This window comes from Bacillus sp. OTU530 (genome assembly GCF_038440375.1).
In genome coordinates, this window is record NZ_JASATP010000050.1 from 13,257 (window position 1) to 29,911 (window position 16,655).

Sequence of the window (16,655 nt, forward strand, 5' to 3'; positions counted from 1 at the left end):
TAGCTCTAGCACACCCCTCGAATCTATTAGTCTAAACGATTCGAGGGGCACACTATTCTTACTGAATTAATTTAACTCTTTCCACCTGATGTTCCATAACTATTTCTAGGTAATCTTTCCCCCACTGGTACATAGCTTCGAGGATTGGAATTAAACTCTCTCCTTGTTCGGTTAGCGAATACTCTACCTTAGGTGGTACAACAGGATACACTTTACGATGAACAATGAAATCTTCTTCTAACTCTCGCAGCTGATTTGCCAGCATTCTCGGAGTTATCCCCGGTAGCAAAGACCTCAGTTCTCCAAAGCGCTTTGTTCCCTCTTTGCCTAAGTACCATAAAATAGGTATCTTCCACTTCCCTCCAATAATAGAAAGGGTTAGCTCTTTTTCACAGTTAAAGGTTTTATTACAAACATGTCCCATTTCTCTCATCTCCATATTTAATTCATCCTATTTCAATTTTTTCTCATTACTTCATCCTGTATTAGCAAAAAGGAGAATCTTTCAAAGTCGACTAAACCTTTATTCTGAAGAATTAGGAAGTGCTTTAACTGGACTTCGAAACCTCTGTATTTACATCTACCGATTGAATTGTATTGTAGGCAGACTCTTCATGAAAACTGAGATCTAGACCCATCAATTCTTCATCCCTACTTACACGTAATGGTAGAAACAAGCTAATTACTTTTAAAATAATAAACGTCCCTACAATTGCTAGGAGAATAGCTGTACCTACACCCACCAATTGATGTAAAAGCTGCTCAGGATTGCCATACAGCAAGCCGTTATTTCCAGCCGGATTCACATCTTTTGTTGCAAAAATACCGGTAGCGATAGCCCCCCAGATCCCCCCAATCCCATGAACTCCGAAGGCATCTAACGTATCATCATATTTAAAGCGAGCCTTAACAAAATATATTGCAAAATAACAAATCGGGGCGGAAATAACTCCTATAATTAAAGCTGAAGGTACTGTTACAAATCCTGCCGCAGGAGTAATACCGACGAGACCAGCTATCGCCCCTGTTGCTGCTCCAACCAATGTTGGTCGTTTTCGTAATTTCCATTCAATTAAGAGCCAGCCTAAACCACCGGCAGTTGCAGCTACATGTGTAGTAGCAAAAGCAAGTGCTGTTACACCATTAGAGGCAAGGGCACTCCCAGCATTAAAACCAAACCAGCCAAACCAAAGGGTGGCCGCACCAATTAGGAAAAGGACAATATTGTGAGGTGCATGTTCTTTCTTTAAATGTTCAAATCTTGGTCCAATCACGATAGCAGCTGTGATAGCACTAACACCTGACAGAATATGAACTACAGTCCCACCGGCAAAATCTAGTTCGCCCATTTTGAACAGCCAACCGCCGCCCCATACCCAGTGAGCCATTGGTGCATAAACAAGTGTTACCCATAAGGCTGAAAAAATCATCCATGCTGCAAAGGAAATACGTCCGGCAATGCCCCCAGAAATAATCGCAACTGTAATAGCTGCAAATGCACATTGGAATATTGCAAAGGTATAGTGCGGTATTGTCAGCGTACCAAAAGCAGCTTCATCTCCTACATTTTTAAACCCTAAATAATCTAATCCTCCGATCATTCCGCCGATATCTGTACCAAAGGTAAGGCTGTATCCCCACAATACCCAAACAACAGAAACAACTAAAAGACTAGCCAAACTATGCATCATGGTGGAAACAACATTTCTCTCACTGACAAGCCCTCCGTAAAAAAGGGCCAGGCCTGGTACATGCATAAAGATTACAATGGCCGTAGCAATTAACATCCAGGCTGTATCCCCAGTATCTATCCTAGACGGCTCGGCTCCTGCTGCGAATGCGTTTGATGGAAAAATGATAAAAAGGGCTATTACTGAAAGTAATACATACCTTCTTTCAAACAAAAAATTCATATTGAAACCTCCCCGTATAAAAATAGGTTATTTTATGCTTCTGTTATTAAAAACTAGCAGAAGGGATAAAAGCTTTGTCATTATCTATTACTCACTTCCCATATGATGGTGGGCATGAGGATCTATATCTTGTTTAGTATCAGTGTGATTCTGATCTAAGAAGGTTGCGATTGCAATAAGAAGAAATGGTATTACTATCTTTAAAACGAAGAAGTAAGGCTGGCTTCTATTTAAGATTGGGGGATCTGCCGTTGCTGCTGCTTCCTTCCCAATGAACGTTAGAATAGAAGAAACACTAAAAAGGTAGATAACATCCAGGGAGATCATTACAAGTGTAGTATGATTGGATGGCAGCATCTCTCCCAACATAGCCCCCATCATACTGCCCATTAGACTAGCAGCCAATGCTTCTATCATGGCCAAGGATCCGAACGGCTGACTGATGAACCAAGCAGCAAGCAAGCTGATCAGAACAGACAAAAGGGTAGAAACCGCCAGCTGCCCTTGAAGGGGAATAGCTATAATAAGACCAACTGCTAAACTGCTGATCATCCCTACTGCCATTGAAATACTCTTTCCCGTCATTGAATTCAAGAATTGCTTACTTACATAAATTCTCCGTCTATAATAGATGGTATAAAATAAGATAATACATGCACTAATAGTTAATAGCATATTTCACCTCTGGACATTTGATTTGGTTTCCTTTATGAAAAAGGAGTTGGCGAAGGAAAATCCAACTCCTTTTTCATAAAATTAATGTTGACAAGAAGATCCAGCTTTTGTGTGACATGATTTCGGTGTAGGACGCGGTAAATCAATTGCTGGGTTGCGATCAAAGAATCCAACTGGTTTTATCTGGAAGTTGATATATGCAGTTGGCATCACTGGCCAATCTTCCGGACGAGTAATATGGTGGTGACCCATTGTATACCAAACTACAATATCTTCGTTCTCAATATTACGGTTAGCCTGCGCATATTTCGTTAGTCCGTCGCCGCCTTTATGCTGGTTTGGATATTTTCCAGAAGCGTACAGTTCATCACTATCAAACTTTGTCACATGTAAATGGTTTTTGATAAAGCCAGCGCGTTTAATTAAACTGGAATCATCATAGGCAAAAGGAAGACAGTTTTCACCCGGCATAATTTTGTATCCTACAGGTTGTCCAACAGCATTCAGAGAATTCGGATTCACAATTTTCCATGTACGTTGAGAAACCATGTCCATAATACGCTGTGCTTCTTGCTCTGTTTTAAATGTTGTCGTTTCAATATGGAAGGCATTATTAAACGGATTATGTGGTCCTCTCTTTTCTGGGACCGTATTTACTTCTACTACAGAGTTATTCATTCCATCCAAGTGCGTATCAAGACGGAAGTTAAAGAAATGCTGGTGGAAAGGTGCATTCAACTGTGGTGCAATCATCGTTCCGTATTTTGGCTTTTCTCCTTCATCAAGTGCACCCGTATTTAACATCCCTGTTAGCTTCACTTCCATTTCCATCGTGCCATCTTGATAGAAGGACCAGAAGAAGCCGTAATCATAGTTTGCGACAGTAGCAAAGAACGAAATGACGAGACGGCGAGAACGGCGGACTTCTACTTGTTCTGTTCTCCAGTCTGTATGCTTCCAGGCAATTCCGTAATCTTCCTCATGTAAACAAATTGCATTTGGAATGGTTTTTATATTTCCGCGACTATCCGTCATAACCGCATCAAAATAACGAATTTCACCTAGACAGTCGCAACCGAGTGTTAAGGAATTAGCTAATTGACCCATTCCATACTCTCCAGCATCAAATGCATTTTGGCGGTTGTGCATATCGCTTGCTTCTCCATAAGGAACAACCATTTCTGCTAGCGAAGCACGGTACAGAATCGGACGAATTTTCCCTTTATCCTCGTAACCGACTGTATGAAGAACAAGCCCTTCTCTTGGCGTAAAGCTAAAACGGAAATCCCATTTTTGCCAGCGGATATGATGACCGTTCACCTCAAAGCTAGGGCCTTCCGGTTGAATAATCTCCAATGGCTTTAAATCCTTCCGTAATTCAATAGATTGAGAGGTTTCTGGTGTATAATCTCCATCTAAAGGAGGAATCGGCTTCACAGCATAATCCTCTATTCGCATAACTTCCATCTTATTTAAATCTACTACAGCAATTAAACCTGTCAGTGGATAAGCATATCCATTGTCATTTGGAGATTTTCTAACCCAAGCTAATGCGCGTGCTACCCTTCTTCCTTCATCTTCCTCTATGTTAAAGTAGCCAGCTGACCAAGGATCAATCATCACCAGCTCAGGATCTGTCACGCCGCGTTTTAATAAGGCAGCTTGGTACTCAGGATTATTTTTCACAACTCGTTCACATTCCTCAAACTCATCCAGCATAAAACCTGGCTGCACGTTTGGAATATGTTCCCATGAGACGACCTCTTCATTTGTAATCGAAACAACAGCTTCATACGTTTTTTCTGTAGCATTATCTAAGATAATAATGAAGGCTTCGCGGTTAATAGCATCTCCTTCCTGATAATTTAAGACAACTTCCTTTACAGGCTCCTGTAATACCACCTGTGCAAATCTAGCCGAGCTACTTAGATTCTGTTTTTCTCGTAAAATCATAACTGCTTTGGTAATTTCTTCAGCTGTTAAAGGCTCTAAAGGATGTACAGCTTTTTTTATTTTAATTTCTTGTGTTTTCATAAAATAATCCTCTCCTTAAATGTAAACTCGTTCTTTAATTGATTTCTTAAAGAAAACTCGCCGATTGGCGGGCCTTGGACGAAGACAGAGGTGTAGTTGCACTTACACTGTATTCCTAAAATTTCCGGCTACGTCAAATTCACTTCTAGTTGGAAATTTATACTTTCCTACAGTACAAAAATTTACAAAACAAATCATCTGTAAATTTATTCAACTTTATTTATACTAATTCATCTCTCCTTCTTTTCTTGTTGTTTTGTCTCCTTAAGAATAATCGTTTTTTGGAGTGTTTTATTGTAAAAAACGAAACTACGTAAATTTATATAACTATCCATGTGATAATTTATTACATTATGATAAATCTTTCACAATCTGCCTCTGATGTATGGATTAATCTGTTCTCTTCAGATTAATTTCAACTTCCGAAAGGGTAAATGCAGCTATTTTAAATAGGTTAAACCTAAACATAGGGATGTTAGATTTTTTATCAAAATAATACCCCAGTTGGTATTGGGCAGTTTGTCGAAATCATTTATCGTATATTAATATAAACGGATCAAATTAGACTTAAAGGTTCTGTTGACAATCTATTTCACATGCTTCCTTTAATTTATCATCACCTAAGGTGCCTTTGGATCAGCCCTTTTTTCAGGATTAATGTAAGAAACACAAGTCCTGACCAAAGTTTTCTCTATATTGCTTAGGTGTTAAATTGGCCATTTTTTTAAAGCCCCTAATAAAATGCGCTTGATCATAATACCCATTTTCATAAATAATATCCAACAAGTTAGAGCTATCCGATTGAAGTAATCTTTCTAAGGAGTTTTGAAATCTAACAATTTGGCAGAATTGTTTAGGGGAAAATCCTATATATTCCTCAAATTTTCTACGTATATACTGCTCTGAATATCCAATATGTCCTGATAATTCTTTAATGTTTAACATACCATTAGCTGAATAAATTTTCTGAACAGCATAGTCAACAATCTTTTGATCCTGGCTTACTACAAAATCAGTTCTTTTTATAAAATTTTTAAATAGCTCAATTCTCTCCTGAAAAGACCTCCCAGCCGCTATCTCCTCTATAAAAAAGACATGTGCGGACATCACATCAAGCAGGGGAATCTGTTTATCCAAAAGTTCTCTCATTGAATAGTTTAATTTTATGCTCCCTTGCTCGGGAAAAAATCTTACCCCGAAATACTCACAGTTATTTTGAAAATTTGGTTGCTTGCGTCGTTGGAATGGACTAGTCCAAAGAAAAGCAGAAGGGTTCTTTGGGCTGCAGCAAAACAGTATATCAAAACAACCATCCGGAATAAGCGAAAGCGAAGTAAGTAAATCCTTATTGGTTTTAAATTGATAAAACAATGCAATGTCCTGAGCGAATGAACAATCAGTAGGCTTCAACTCTTGGTAAGATTCGGTACTACTTTGAATTTCAGGTTGAAAGGGAAAGTAATGTTCCCCTTTTAAATTTATAAGATTCGCCATAGTTTATTTCCTCCTGTATTCATAATGATGAAAATTACATCTAATGAAGTATTAATAATTGGAGATTCCATGCTTGTCAGCTTATGTAACATATTCATTAATTATGGATAAGTATATGACAAGTGCATAATATCTGTATGTCGAAGTAAGTTTGAAATTTGTGACAAAAAAGTGTCTAAATTGTGAAAGTTGATTTACTCAGTAGCAGTTTGGGAATGAAAGGACGAAAAACACCCCAATCACTAGACTTTTTTGTCTAACGATTGGGGTGCAATACAGAATTGGAGGTAGAGTCCCCCCCCAAGTTATCCTCTTTTTTACCTTTCTAAAGACCTGATATACTTCGATTAGTCGATTGATTTTCTGTATGATATGCGGGCTCTTCATGAAAACTTACATCCAAGCCAATTAATTCTTCTTCTTTACTTACACGCAACGGAACAAATAAGCCAATCACCTTCAAAATTACAAATGTTCCGATCACAGCTAAGGCTACGGCAGCAGCTACACCCGTAAGCTGGTGAAGAAGCTGCTCAGGATTACCATAAAACAATCCATTATTTCCAGCAGAGTTTACTTCTTTCGGCGTTTGAGAGCTTCTCAACAACTATTTTGCACCCGATTTTTCCAATTTCTTAAGTGAGAATTGAATAAGATAAATAATAGCTTGTGTACGAGTTGTAAAATCGTTCTTTTCCTTAAAATCATCAATACGTTTTAATAATTCGACTGGATAACGCATATTTATGAACTGTTTCATTGTTTAATCCTCCATGTGTCTGAAAGTAAGGTATGATAACTGGCTATATATCCTCACGATGTACAAACCTCATGAAAACACCAAAGTCCCAATAAAATTTACCCTATTGGGACTTTGGTGTTACTGAGTTAACAAAACAGATTAATGTAACCTTCCACAAAGGAATCCTAGTACAAAACAACAAATTGACTACAAATAACTGCTAAATCCTGAACATCCTGATAGTATTTTGCTAGTGATAAACTGATGCTTGCGTTACAATCTCAGTTTTTTTGGTCTATAGACCTTAAACAGTAACTTTTGTGACACAAGGATCATTAAAGTAAACAATTTCGGAAAGAATTTTATTTCCTATCATTTCCTTAAAAGCATTTCTCGCTTCTTCTTCTGTATCAAATTCAAACAGTGTAGTATTTTCTGTTGAATACACAGTGATTACCCACACAATAAAACTCCTCCAAGAAATAACCTGCTTTTCCATAATTTAATTCCCGTTTTTATCTATTTCATTTAAGACTTCCTGTGCTACCCTAAAGCTGTCGATCGCCGCGGGCACACCGCAATAAATCGCACATTGTAAAAGAACTTCTCTGATTTCCTCAATAGTTACGCCATTATTGATTGCTCCACGCACATGCAGTTTAAGTTCATGTGGACGATTTAACGCCGTCATCATAGCAAGATTGATCATACTGCGGGTCTTCCTTGGGAGTTCCGTTCTCGTCCAAATCTCACCCCAACAGTATTCCGTCACTAATTCCTGCATAGGACGACTAAAATCCGTCGCATTACTAAGTGAATGATCAACATACTCAGCACCTAAGACTTCTCTGCGAACTTTAAGTCCCTCATTAAATTTTTTTTGATCCATCGTTCCAAACCCCTTCCATTAGTTTTTACAGTTCTGGTACAAACATCAACCTTTGTCCATATGCGAGTAAAGATATAATGTAAATACCACACAGTCTATTTGTTTTTTCACAAAGCAATGAACAACAGCCAAGGCTTTTTGAAAAAGCAATTGGCTGCTGGCATGTTCATAAATGTGCTTAAATGAGAATTAATGATAGTCCCTTCTGAATGGCCTTTACCATACAAACGCACCTCTTTAACAACGATTTCATCAAATCATTGAATAAATCCTTTTTTATGCTGATTACATATCCATTGAAGGAATAGTGTCAATACGCTCAAATTAAATAGAGTTTTCCTCATTAGTGCTCTTTTACCTTTTTTATATAACCGTCTCTTGCTTTTCGTTCATATATTCAGCTTTGCTTAACTTCCGTTTCATTGGGAAGTAGTATAAAGCAGCAGGGACAACTATCCCAACTAACCAGGCAATGTCTGCCCCTTCAAACGCTTTTGCCACAGGTCCTACGTAGAACGACGTATTGATAAACGGAATTTCTGCAATAATTGATACAACAAACGCTATACATGTAATCCAATTTATTTTTCCATACTGACCGTTCACATCAAAAATATCTTTTACATTATAGTTACCATGGCGTAACACATAATAATCAACAAGATTGATAGAGGTCCAAGGAATCAAAAAGTAACTAATAAAAAAGATAAAGTTTAAGAAAAACGTGAGAAAATCACTTTTTCCTAACAGACATAATATAGTCCCTGCTACTGTGACACCGAAGATCATTCCTACGCGAACTTTTGGTGTAACCTTTAGCTTCCAGAATGGTTCTATAGTTGTAATAGTTGACATAAATGCACCGTATAGATTAAAGACGTTAATGGCAAGCTGCCCAAAAATAATGATGAGGTACATGATGATGGCAAATCCCCCAAATAAATGAGCCAAATTACCTCCTGAATGATCAAGGAAATTCGGAACCGCAATAGTTAGGGTTGCTCCTAACGTCATCATCCAAACAGTTCCAATAAATGTACCTGCGTAGCTATACCAAAATGTTTGAGCTGTTGATGTAGTAATGGGAAGATAGCGAGAATAATCTGCAACATACGGAGCATATGCTAATTGCCATGTCGCTACTATACTGACCGCTAACAAGAAAACTGGCCAATCCAAGCTACCCGGCGACCAGCTTCCTGCTGAAATGGGTAATTGAAAGATGATATAAGTTGCCGCTAGATAAATGAAAAATGAAGACCATGACAATACTTTCTGCATTTTATGAATCAGGTCATGTCCAAAAATAGTAACAACAAAACAAAGAATATTTAAAATTAAGATACTCCACGTTTGATCAATCGGTACTAAACTACTTAGCGTTTGCGCTGCAAGCAAACCACTGCTTGCAAAAAATCCCAAATAAACAAACATAACAAGAAACAATGGGAAAATTGCGCCAATTACCCCGAATTGTGCCCGACTCTGAATCATTTGCGGAATTCCAAGTTTAGGCCCCTGGGCGGAATGGGAGGCCATAAAAATGGCGCCTAGTAGGGTACCGACAATAATAGCAGCAACACTCCAAAATAAATTAAGCCCTAAGCTAATTGGTAGTGCCCCTGTTACAAGCGTTGTGATATGCATGTTTGCCCCAAACCAAATAGGGAATAAATCACGAGCTTTACCATGTCTCTCTTCTGCCGGAACATATTCGATGCTACGCGTTTCAACTTTCACTAGCTACTCCCCCTCACAGAATAATAATGTCGAAGTGTTTTATGCATAGGTACATAAGCTTAAATAGGATAACCTAACTAAGCAAATCGATAGACTTTCCTTGCTCACAAAGCATCTCAAACTACATGATTTCAACTAATATACATATTCACGTTGTATTTAAGGGACGTAAAATATTCAGAAATATCAGAATTTGATTGATATAAATATTGTTACTCCCTTGAGCCCGTAAAGGTCACATAGTATGGTCTGTTTAATGCAAGAGGAACGCTACTGGCACTCCAAAAGGGATGATGCCGCTCCTATCTAGTTATCTGCTCTCTAAGCAATAATAACCTGCACCTTAATGAAACAATTTTTTACACTATGTTTCATTGCATACACTCCAGTGAAGGATGAAGCATGATACATTTACGGAATTAACAAGATCATTCCATACCTTTTTGTGTTGCAATCATTCGTAGCATCGGAAGCCTCCTTTAACAAAAATCAATTGCCAGTCAAGAGGCTTGGCTACTCGTTTACTAAGTATGACATGATATGTTCTCGGCTGTTTTACCGCCTGAGAATAATGGTGATAATACGTTTAAAAACTGTATGCAGAAATGGAATCCTCCCAAGAAAATTGCCCTCTTTCCATTTAAGGTTTCCAGACCTGCCATTCTTTCAGTTCTAAACGCCGCACCCCATTTACAACATGAGGATCATTTTCTGCCATATGCCGCGCTTCTTCCAACGTGCCAGCAATATAGACTACCATCCCGCCTGAACCGTCTAAAAAAGGGCCTCTGCTAAAGATTTTGCCTTGCTGATCTAATCGATCTAAATATTCAATATGATACGGGAGGACTTTCTGATTTTTTTCCTCATCCACCATATGTAGAATGGCCGCATAATAAGGCATTTTCTAAACCTCCCATGGAATAATGATTAATTTCGATTCCAGACAATAAGCTTTAATTCAGTCATTTCCTCAATAGCATACTTCAGTCCTTCCCGTCCAAAACCACTTTCCTTTACCCCGCCATAAGGCATATGATCAACGCGGAAGGTCGGAATATCATTAATCATAACGCCGCCTACATGTAATTTCTCCGCTGCATTTAAAGCCGTATGCACATTCTCTGTATAAATTCCCGCTTGCAGACCGTAGCGTGAATCGTTAACTAATTCAAAAGCTTCTTCAACCGATTTGACCTTATTAATTAAAACAATCGGTGCGAAAACCTCCTGACAGGATACTTTTAAGGAAGGATCAGCATCTAAAATGACGGTCGGGTAAAGAATATTACCTTCTGCTTTTCCACCTGTCGCAACGTTCGCTCCACCTTGTTTTGCTTCCTCAATCCAATTAAGCGTTCTTTGTACATCGTTCGGCGAAATCAAAGCAGATACATCCGTTTTTGGATCAAGCGGATTGCCTAGCGTTAATTTGTTTGTTGCTTCGATAAATTTTTCAACAAATTGATTATAGATTTCCTCGTGAGCATACACACGCTGTAATGAAATACAAACTTGGCCTTGATTAGAAAAAGCTCCCGTCACACATCGAGAAATAATCTTGTCGACGTCAACTCCCTTGTCGATGATCACCCCAGCATTCGATCCAAGCTCTAAGGTCACACGTTTCAATCCAGCTTTATTACGGATTCCAATTCCTACAGCCGGACTGCCGGTAAAGGTTATCATGTTTACTCTTTCATCGCTCACAATCCTGTCGCCAACTATTCTGCCGCCTCCGGTAACCACGTTCAACGCTCCATTTGGTAAACCAGCCTCCTGCAACAGCTCAGCGATAAAGAAGGCGGATAAAGGAGTTTGTGAAGCTGGCTTCAATATAATTGTATTTCCGGATGCAATGGCCGGACCTAGTTTATGAGCTACTAGATTCATAGGAAAGTTGAAAGGAGTAATAGCTCCCACCACTCCAATTGGCTCTCGAACAGTATAGGCGACCCTTCCTTCTCCGCCATAGGCAGCATCCAATGGGAGTGTTTCGCCATGGATCCGCTTTGCTTCTTCTGCTGCGAACTTATAAGTTTCAACTGTACGAGAAACCTCCGCTTTAGCTGTTGTAATTGGCTTTGCGGCCTCTAGCGCAATGATTTGCGCCGCTTCCTCTGCTCTTTCCTCTAACAATCTAGCTAACGTTTCTAAAATATTCGCCCTCTGATGTGCTGGCATTTTTGCCATCTCGCCTCGAGCTCGATAGGCTGCCTCAATCGCCTCATCTGTTTCCTTTTCCATGGCAACAGGAATTTCAGCGATCACCTCTCCAGAGTAAGGAGAAAGCAAAGGACTATACTTTTCAGTTTCCAACCATTCACCATTGATTAATAATTTTTTCCTCACGAATTCTTCATCTGCCTTTCATCCGTCAATTATAACCAGCTGAATCTAGAATCTACTTATCAGGTTCCTGTTTTCAGGTAATGATTTGAACAATATTCCTGTAATTTTAGAGCTAAACCGCCAGGTCCAAACTTCTGCCGAAAGTTCCTTCCTAAGTCTGATTTCGGTTTTATAAACTCAAGAAACGATAAAATATTCCGACGTCGATCCAATATATCTTTTAATCCATGCTTATAAAACCAAGCATCAATTGTATTGTAGACTCCTCTATTAATCCCATAGTTAGATTCACACAAATCAACAAACGTTAAATCGGGTAAATGAATACTGTTCTCTAAGACTGTTTTCATGCTATTCCTCCAATTAAAAGAGCTGTCTCCTTTGCTTTTTCCCCAGCATGCAATCGACTTTTAACAAGTTCAACATCATTCTTAATTTGCAAAATCAATTGATCCAGATTGAAAAAGGAAATTTCCTCTCTTACGAAAAAGCAAGCCTCAATTTGAAGAACTTCATCATAAATCATTTCATCGAAGTCAAAGATATGTACTTCATAATGAACCATTGCTTCTTCACTGATGGTAGGTCTAATCCCCACATTCATAATCCCAGTGAATAGTCTTTCGTTGTAGGTAACCTTCACACCATATACTCCATTTGACAACTGAACCTCATCCTCATTAATACGGAGATTAGCGGTAGGAAAGCCTATTTGCCGACCAATCTGATTTCCGCTAATGACTTTACCAGTAAACGTGCATAGCACGTCATTTCTCCTCACTTCCATCATCTCACTCATTTTTAAAATAGGTAATCCATACTCTTCAGACATCGTTTTGATTTCCCATTCGGAGGCCATTCCACCCTTCTGGTTTAAGATGTCGCAGATGTAGCCTACTGGTGCCAATGAAGCCATTTTAGTCAAATCAATCACCGCTTCGACAATATCCACTCGCTGCAATAGTCCATTTTCTTTACCTGCCAGCGGGAAAATATGCCCAGGTTTTCGGAAGTCCTCTGGTTGGACATCCTCATAAGTGAAGGCTCTAATCGTATCCGCCCTTTCGTAAGCAGAGATCCCTGTCGTATTGGTTCGATGGTCCACAGAAACTGTAAATGGTTTCGTTTTAAGGTTTAGGGAACGATCAACCATGAACAAAAGATCTAGTCTCTTCGCATTTTCTTCTGTCAGACATACCGAAATTAAGCCTTTTCCAATCTTGGTCATGAAATTCACCAGATTTGGAGTGACATGCTGTGCGGCCCCTACTAAAGTTCCCGTTCCAGTGTTAATATCATCTAAAAGAATAATTAGTTCCCCATCTTTCATTCTGCCTATTCCACGTTCAATCACACTGGCGATCATGGCCTTTCCCCTCCCCATATCGAACTCTATTTTAACGCCTTCTGCATATAGACTACTTCTTTAGCCAAGCTCTCCACTCTGTTTACTACCTCACTATCAACCAACTCATTCTGTTGATTAAAATGGTCATTATGAGCGTACACATAGCCGGGAGCGACAAAAGCTCTAAAGTACCCTGCAATTGGTTTCAATTGATTTTCAATAACCAGATAATGCTGGTAAGTCCCTCCTGTCGCAACAAATCCCATTACCTTGTTACGAAAAGCTTGCGGCTGGATTAAATCAAATAAATTCTTGAGCACCCCAGTTATAGATCCTTGGAATATCGGTGTTCCGATAATATAGAAGTCAGCCGAAGAAACAATATCAATGACCTTTTTTGTATCCTCATTGTAGGAAGACGGGTTACGTCCGTCGCAAAACTGAACATCGTACTCTTTCATATCCAGCAATTCTACCTCAATTTCTGGATAATATCGTTTCACCTCCTCTAGCACCTTTTGAACGACAATCTTCGTTTTCGATCCTGTTATAGTTCCTGAAATTCCTAATAGCTTCATATTCAATCTCTCCTTTATCTCATAACGAATGGATCAGGCATTGGTTCAGATGAAGTATTCATCCAAACGACTTTGCTTTGGGTATACTCATGAATAGACTCAAATCCGCCTTCCCGCCCATAGCCGCTCCAGTGTGATCCTCCAATGGATGCAATTGGCGATATACTCCTATAGGTATTAACCCAGACAATACCGGCCCGTACTGCTTTGGCGACTTGGTGGGCCCTTGCAAGATTGTTTGTCCAAATTCCTGCAGCCAATCCATAGTTGGTATTGTTCGCCAAACCAATTACTTCTTCTTCCGTTTCAAATGGAATGACCGTCAACACTGGGCCAAAGATTTCTTCCTGAGCGATTCGAATTTGGTTATTGGTATGTTCAAAAATTGTTGGTTCAAAATACCAGCCCTTCTTTAAATGTGTTGGTCGTTTTCCTCCATAAATGAGGTTGGCGCCTTGCTCTTTTCCAGCACGAACGTAGTGCTCCATTCTCTTCAATTGCGATTCGGTAGCCAGAGGGCCCATTTCTGTTTCCGGTACCATCGGATCGCCAATGACAATGCTAGATGTGCGGGTAATAACCCGATCGATGACCTGATCATAGATATTTTTATGGAGGAACGCTCGGGAACCGGCTACACAGCTTTGTCCGGAAGCTCCAAAGATTCCTGCAATAATCCCCATTGCAGCGCTGTCTAGATCTGCATCATCAAACACAATATTTGGTGATTTCCCACCAAGCTCTAACGTCACCTTGGCGAAGTGCTGAGCTGAGTTATGAATTACATGACGAGCCGATTCCGATCCTCCGGTAAAAGCAATTCGTCTAACAAGCGGGTGGCTTGTTAATGCATTCCCAACAGGATCACCAAATCCAGTTACAACATTCACTACTCCCGGTGGAAATCCCGCCTCTTCTATTAATGGCATTAATTCTAGTAAAGATGCAGATGTGACTTCAGAAGGTTTGATTACGATTGTATTGCCTGCCGCTAATGCCGGCGCTAGTTTTAACGTAGTAAGATAAAGCGGTGAATTCCAAGGTGTAATGGCCGCTACAACGCCCAATGGCTCTCGGGAAGTAAAAACAAACATATCTTTCTTATCGATGGGAAGCGTTTCCCCATGAATCTTATCAGCCAGTCCAGCATAGTAGTAGTAAAATTCCGGGAGATATTGCAACTGCCCTCGCATTTCACGAATTAATTTCCCGTTATCTAGCGTCTCATAGGTCGCTAAGTGATCAAAACGTTCTGCAATTAAATCTCCTAAGCGTCTTAGCAATTTTCCACGTTGTGAATAGGTCATAGAAGTCCATTTGGAGTTTTCAAAAGCACGGTGTGCAGCCTTTACCGCTCGTTCTACATCCTCTGATGTTCCTTTGGCAACCTGGCACCAAGGTTCTCCCGTTGCTGGATTATAACTCATAAAGTACTCGCCGCTGCTCGATTCGACCCATTCACCGTTGATATACATTTGGTATTTTGTTAGCTCCGTCATTTTGTCATCTCCTTTTTACTGTACTTTTCTAATTGGGATAGTAGGAGTTGATTCAGCGACTCAGCTGCTTCAATAGGTAGCATGTGTTTGATGCCTGGAAAGATAACTACCTCTGAGTGAGGAATTTGTTTAGCCATCAGTTCGGCCATCTCAGATGTCGACCCTTGATCCAGTTCTCCTGTAACAATGAGAGTCGGGCACTGTATCTGTGCCAATTGTTCATATAATTCTTCATCCGCTGTAGCGAACACACGGTAGGCTGATAAGTAAGCATTCGGTTGATTGTTTTCCAACCGTTGCTGGATCTGCTTAACTACCTCAGGATGCTGCTCCATAAAAGGCTGGTTAAACCAGCGCTGAATAGCCGCACTAATAGTCGATCTGTGTCCCTGCTTTTCTACTTCCTTTACCCGCGCAAGCACACCTTGACGCTGCCCCTCGGATCGTTTGGCAACCGAGCTCATGATGGTCAAAGAGCAGACCTTCTCTGGATAGCGAATAGCGTAGGCTTGAGCAACCAGGCCACCCATGGAGAAGCCAACCAAATGGGCCTGCGAAAGGTTTAAATATGAAAACAGCTCATCTAGTTGTTTAACAAATTGTTCTAAAGTATAAGGCCCAGGGGGGCAGGCAGATTTACCGTGCCCCAGCATGTCGTAACAAATAACTCGGTATTCCGAAGACAGAGCTTGGACTTGATTGCTCCAGATGTTTAGATCCAATCCGACACCATGAATGAATATGATAGGAGCTCCTTGTCCTTTCTCTATGTAATGAATGGATTGATTATCAATTAACGGGTGGTTCATCACGACTTCAGTCCCATTTCTATCATATCCTGATGGCGATCGCCGATTCTTGGGTGTGGACGTCCTCCTGTAGAAGCACCAATCGCTACGACAATTTCATCCGCACGTGGTGCATCAGGTATATTCACTTCGAAGGTAATGAAATGGGAACGTTTGGACTCATCCGTCTTATGAACCATCGGAATGGTAACATAGGCTCCCGGACCCCCACGTTTATTCGTAAAGGATAAAATACTTGTCCCTTCTACTGCATCACGAAATTTATTACCGAATCGAAAAGTGTGGATTAAGGCTGAAGCATGTTCTAATTCACCATCCACTCCTACTAAGGCTGCCTTACCGAACGCTTCCACTTCGTCAGAAGAACCGATTACTTCAAACAGCTTGCTGACAAGCAGTTCTCCTAATGGAGGTGCATATTCTAAAATTTTTGGTTTTAAATCTTCTACATATTCACGACCGTGCCATGGATTGCGAACTACAGCTAGAGCAGCAATATTTAAGATTGGCGGTGTTACCTCTTTTCCACCCTCCATTTTTGTTTCCTCAACTACTGTATACACTTTGCGAACTTCTAACATA

18 protein-coding genes are annotated in these 16,655 nt (G+C 40.0%); all 18 read right to left on the reverse strand.

What is annotated here, in order from left to right:
- Positions 1–58: 58 nt before the first annotated feature.
- Complete coding sequence (locus AAHB12_RS25195) at positions 59–424, reverse strand: winged helix-turn-helix transcriptional regulator (protein ID WP_342047911.1); 366 nt, start codon at positions 422–424, stop codon at positions 59–61.
- Between the two features lie 124 nt (positions 425–548).
- Positions 549–1,811, reverse strand: coding sequence for an ammonium transporter (locus AAHB12_RS25200; RefSeq protein ID WP_342047913.1), 1,263 nt, complete (start codon positions 1,809–1,811; stop codon positions 549–551).
- Positions 1,812–2,000: 189 nt separating this feature from the next.
- The gene (locus AAHB12_RS25205) at positions 2,001–2,477 is read right to left on the reverse strand and encodes a hypothetical protein (RefSeq protein ID WP_342047867.1); all 477 of its coding nucleotides are present in this window, start codon (positions 2,475–2,477) and stop codon (positions 2,001–2,003) included.
- Positions 2,478–2,669: 192 nt separating this feature from the next.
- Complete coding sequence (locus AAHB12_RS25210; protein WP_342047869.1) at positions 2,670–4,622, reverse strand: primary-amine oxidase; 1,953 nt, start codon at positions 4,620–4,622, stop codon at positions 2,670–2,672.
- Between the two features lie 654 nt (positions 4,623–5,276).
- Positions 5,277–6,116 (reverse strand): helix-turn-helix domain-containing protein, encoded by an 840-nt coding sequence (locus AAHB12_RS25215; protein ID WP_129730151.1) that lies wholly within the window; start codon positions 6,114–6,116, stop codon positions 5,277–5,279.
- Positions 6,117–6,441: 325 nt separating this feature from the next.
- On the reverse strand, positions 6,442–6,723 hold the full coding sequence (locus AAHB12_RS25220) for a hypothetical protein (protein WP_342047870.1): 282 nt from the start codon (positions 6,721–6,723) through the stop codon (positions 6,442–6,444).
- On the reverse strand, positions 6,724–6,876 hold the full coding sequence (locus AAHB12_RS25225) for a hypothetical protein (RefSeq protein ID WP_342047872.1): 153 nt from the start codon (positions 6,874–6,876) through the stop codon (positions 6,724–6,726). It abuts the gene before it with no gap.
- A gap of 286 nt (positions 6,877–7,162) precedes the next feature.
- Entirely contained in the window at positions 7,163–7,357 is a 195-nt protein-coding gene (locus AAHB12_RS25230) for a hypothetical protein (protein WP_342047873.1), read from the reverse strand.
- Positions 7,358–7,360: 3 nt separating this feature from the next.
- Positions 7,361–7,747 carry a 4-carboxymuconolactone decarboxylase gene (pcaC, locus tag AAHB12_RS25235; RefSeq protein WP_342047874.1) on the reverse strand — a complete coding sequence of 129 codons (387 nt, stop codon included), beginning with the start codon at positions 7,745–7,747 and terminating at the stop codon, positions 7,361–7,363.
- A gap of 363 nt (positions 7,748–8,110) precedes the next feature.
- Positions 8,111–9,487, reverse strand: a complete 1,377-nt coding sequence (locus AAHB12_RS25240; protein WP_342047876.1) for a purine-cytosine permease family protein — start codon at positions 9,485–9,487, stop codon at positions 8,111–8,113.
- Positions 9,488–10,127: 640 nt separating this feature from the next.
- On the reverse strand, positions 10,128–10,391 hold the full coding sequence (locus tag AAHB12_RS25245; protein WP_129730131.1) for a YciI family protein: 264 nt from the start codon (positions 10,389–10,391) through the stop codon (positions 10,128–10,130).
- Between the two features lie 26 nt (positions 10,392–10,417).
- A complete protein-coding gene (locus AAHB12_RS25250) occupies positions 10,418–11,839 on the reverse strand; it encodes an aldehyde dehydrogenase family protein (RefSeq protein ID WP_342047879.1) in 1,422 nt (473 codons plus the stop codon).
- Between the two features lie 59 nt (positions 11,840–11,898).
- The gene (locus AAHB12_RS25255) at positions 11,899–12,189 is read right to left on the reverse strand and encodes a hypothetical protein (RefSeq protein WP_342047880.1); all 291 of its coding nucleotides are present in this window, start codon (positions 12,187–12,189) and stop codon (positions 11,899–11,901) included.
- Positions 12,186–13,205 carry a 3,4-dihydroxy-2-butanone-4-phosphate synthase gene (locus tag AAHB12_RS25260; RefSeq protein ID WP_342047883.1) on the reverse strand — a complete coding sequence of 340 codons (1,020 nt, stop codon included), beginning with the start codon at positions 13,203–13,205 and terminating at the stop codon, positions 12,186–12,188. Before AAHB12_RS25260 ends, AAHB12_RS25255 begins: the two co-directional genes overlap by 4 nt.
- Before the next feature lie 26 nt (positions 13,206–13,231).
- Positions 13,232–13,765: an NADPH-dependent FMN reductase gene (locus AAHB12_RS25265; RefSeq protein ID WP_129730123.1), complete on the reverse strand. Its 534-nt coding sequence runs from the start codon at positions 13,763–13,765 to the stop codon at positions 13,232–13,234.
- 14 nt (positions 13,766–13,779) lie between these two features.
- Positions 13,780–15,264, reverse strand: coding sequence for an aldehyde dehydrogenase (locus AAHB12_RS25270; protein ID WP_129730121.1), 1,485 nt, complete (start codon positions 15,262–15,264; stop codon positions 13,780–13,782).
- Entirely contained in the window at positions 15,261–16,073 is an 813-nt protein-coding gene (locus AAHB12_RS25275) for an alpha/beta fold hydrolase (protein ID WP_342047915.1), read from the reverse strand. Before AAHB12_RS25275 ends, AAHB12_RS25270 begins: the two co-directional genes overlap by 4 nt.
- Entirely contained in the window at positions 16,073–16,654 is a 582-nt protein-coding gene (locus AAHB12_RS25280) for an amino acid synthesis family protein (RefSeq protein ID WP_342047886.1), read from the reverse strand. The genes AAHB12_RS25275 and AAHB12_RS25280 overlap by 1 nt, the downstream gene beginning before the upstream one ends.
- Between the last annotated feature and the right edge of the window lies 1 nt (position 16,655).

Excerpts from the sequence above, each read along its gene's own strand:
- AAHB12_RS25210 (WP_342047869.1), bottom strand. The coding sequence starts at position 4,622 with ATGAAAACACAAGAAATTAAAATAAAAAAAGCTGTACATCCTTTAGAG.
- AAHB12_RS25275 (WP_342047915.1), bottom strand. The coding sequence starts at position 16,073 with ATGAACCACCCGTTAATTGATAATCAATCCATTCATTACATAGAGAAA.
- pcaC (WP_342047874.1), bottom strand. The coding sequence starts at position 7,747 with ATGGATCAAAAAAAATTTAATGAGGGACTTAAAGTTCGCAGAGAAGTC.
- AAHB12_RS25255 (WP_342047880.1), bottom strand. The coding sequence starts at position 12,189 with ATGAAAACAGTCTTAGAGAACAGTATTCATTTACCCGATTTAACGTTT.
- AAHB12_RS25195 (WP_342047911.1), bottom strand. The coding sequence starts at position 424 with ATGGGACATGTTTGTAATAAAACCTTTAACTGTGAAAAAGAGCTAACC.
- AAHB12_RS25270 (WP_129730121.1), bottom strand. The coding sequence starts at position 15,264 with ATGACGGAGCTAACAAAATACCAAATGTATATCAACGGTGAATGGGTC.
- AAHB12_RS25260 (WP_342047883.1), bottom strand. The coding sequence starts at position 13,205 with ATGATCGCCAGTGTGATTGAACGTGGAATAGGCAGAATGAAAGATGGG.
- AAHB12_RS25215 (WP_129730151.1), bottom strand. The coding sequence starts at position 6,116 with ATGGCGAATCTTATAAATTTAAAAGGGGAACATTACTTTCCCTTTCAA.
- AAHB12_RS25280 (WP_342047886.1), bottom strand. The coding sequence starts at position 16,654 with ATGTTAGAAGTTCGCAAAGTGTATACAGTAGTTGAGGAAACAAAAATG.
- AAHB12_RS25230 (WP_342047873.1), bottom strand. The coding sequence starts at position 7,357 with ATGGAAAAGCAGGTTATTTCTTGGAGGAGTTTTATTGTGTGGGTAATC.
- AAHB12_RS25245 (WP_129730131.1), bottom strand. The coding sequence starts at position 10,391 with ATGCCTTATTATGCGGCCATTCTACATATGGTGGATGAGGAAAAAAAT.
- AAHB12_RS25225 (WP_342047872.1), bottom strand. The coding sequence starts at position 6,876 with ATGAAACAGTTCATAAATATGCGTTATCCAGTCGAATTATTAAAACGT.
- AAHB12_RS25205 (WP_342047867.1), bottom strand. The coding sequence starts at position 2,477 with ATGGCAGTAGGGATGATCAGCAGTTTAGCAGTTGGTCTTATTATAGCT.
- AAHB12_RS25265 (WP_129730123.1), bottom strand. The coding sequence starts at position 13,765 with ATGAAGCTATTAGGAATTTCAGGAACTATAACAGGATCGAAAACGAAG.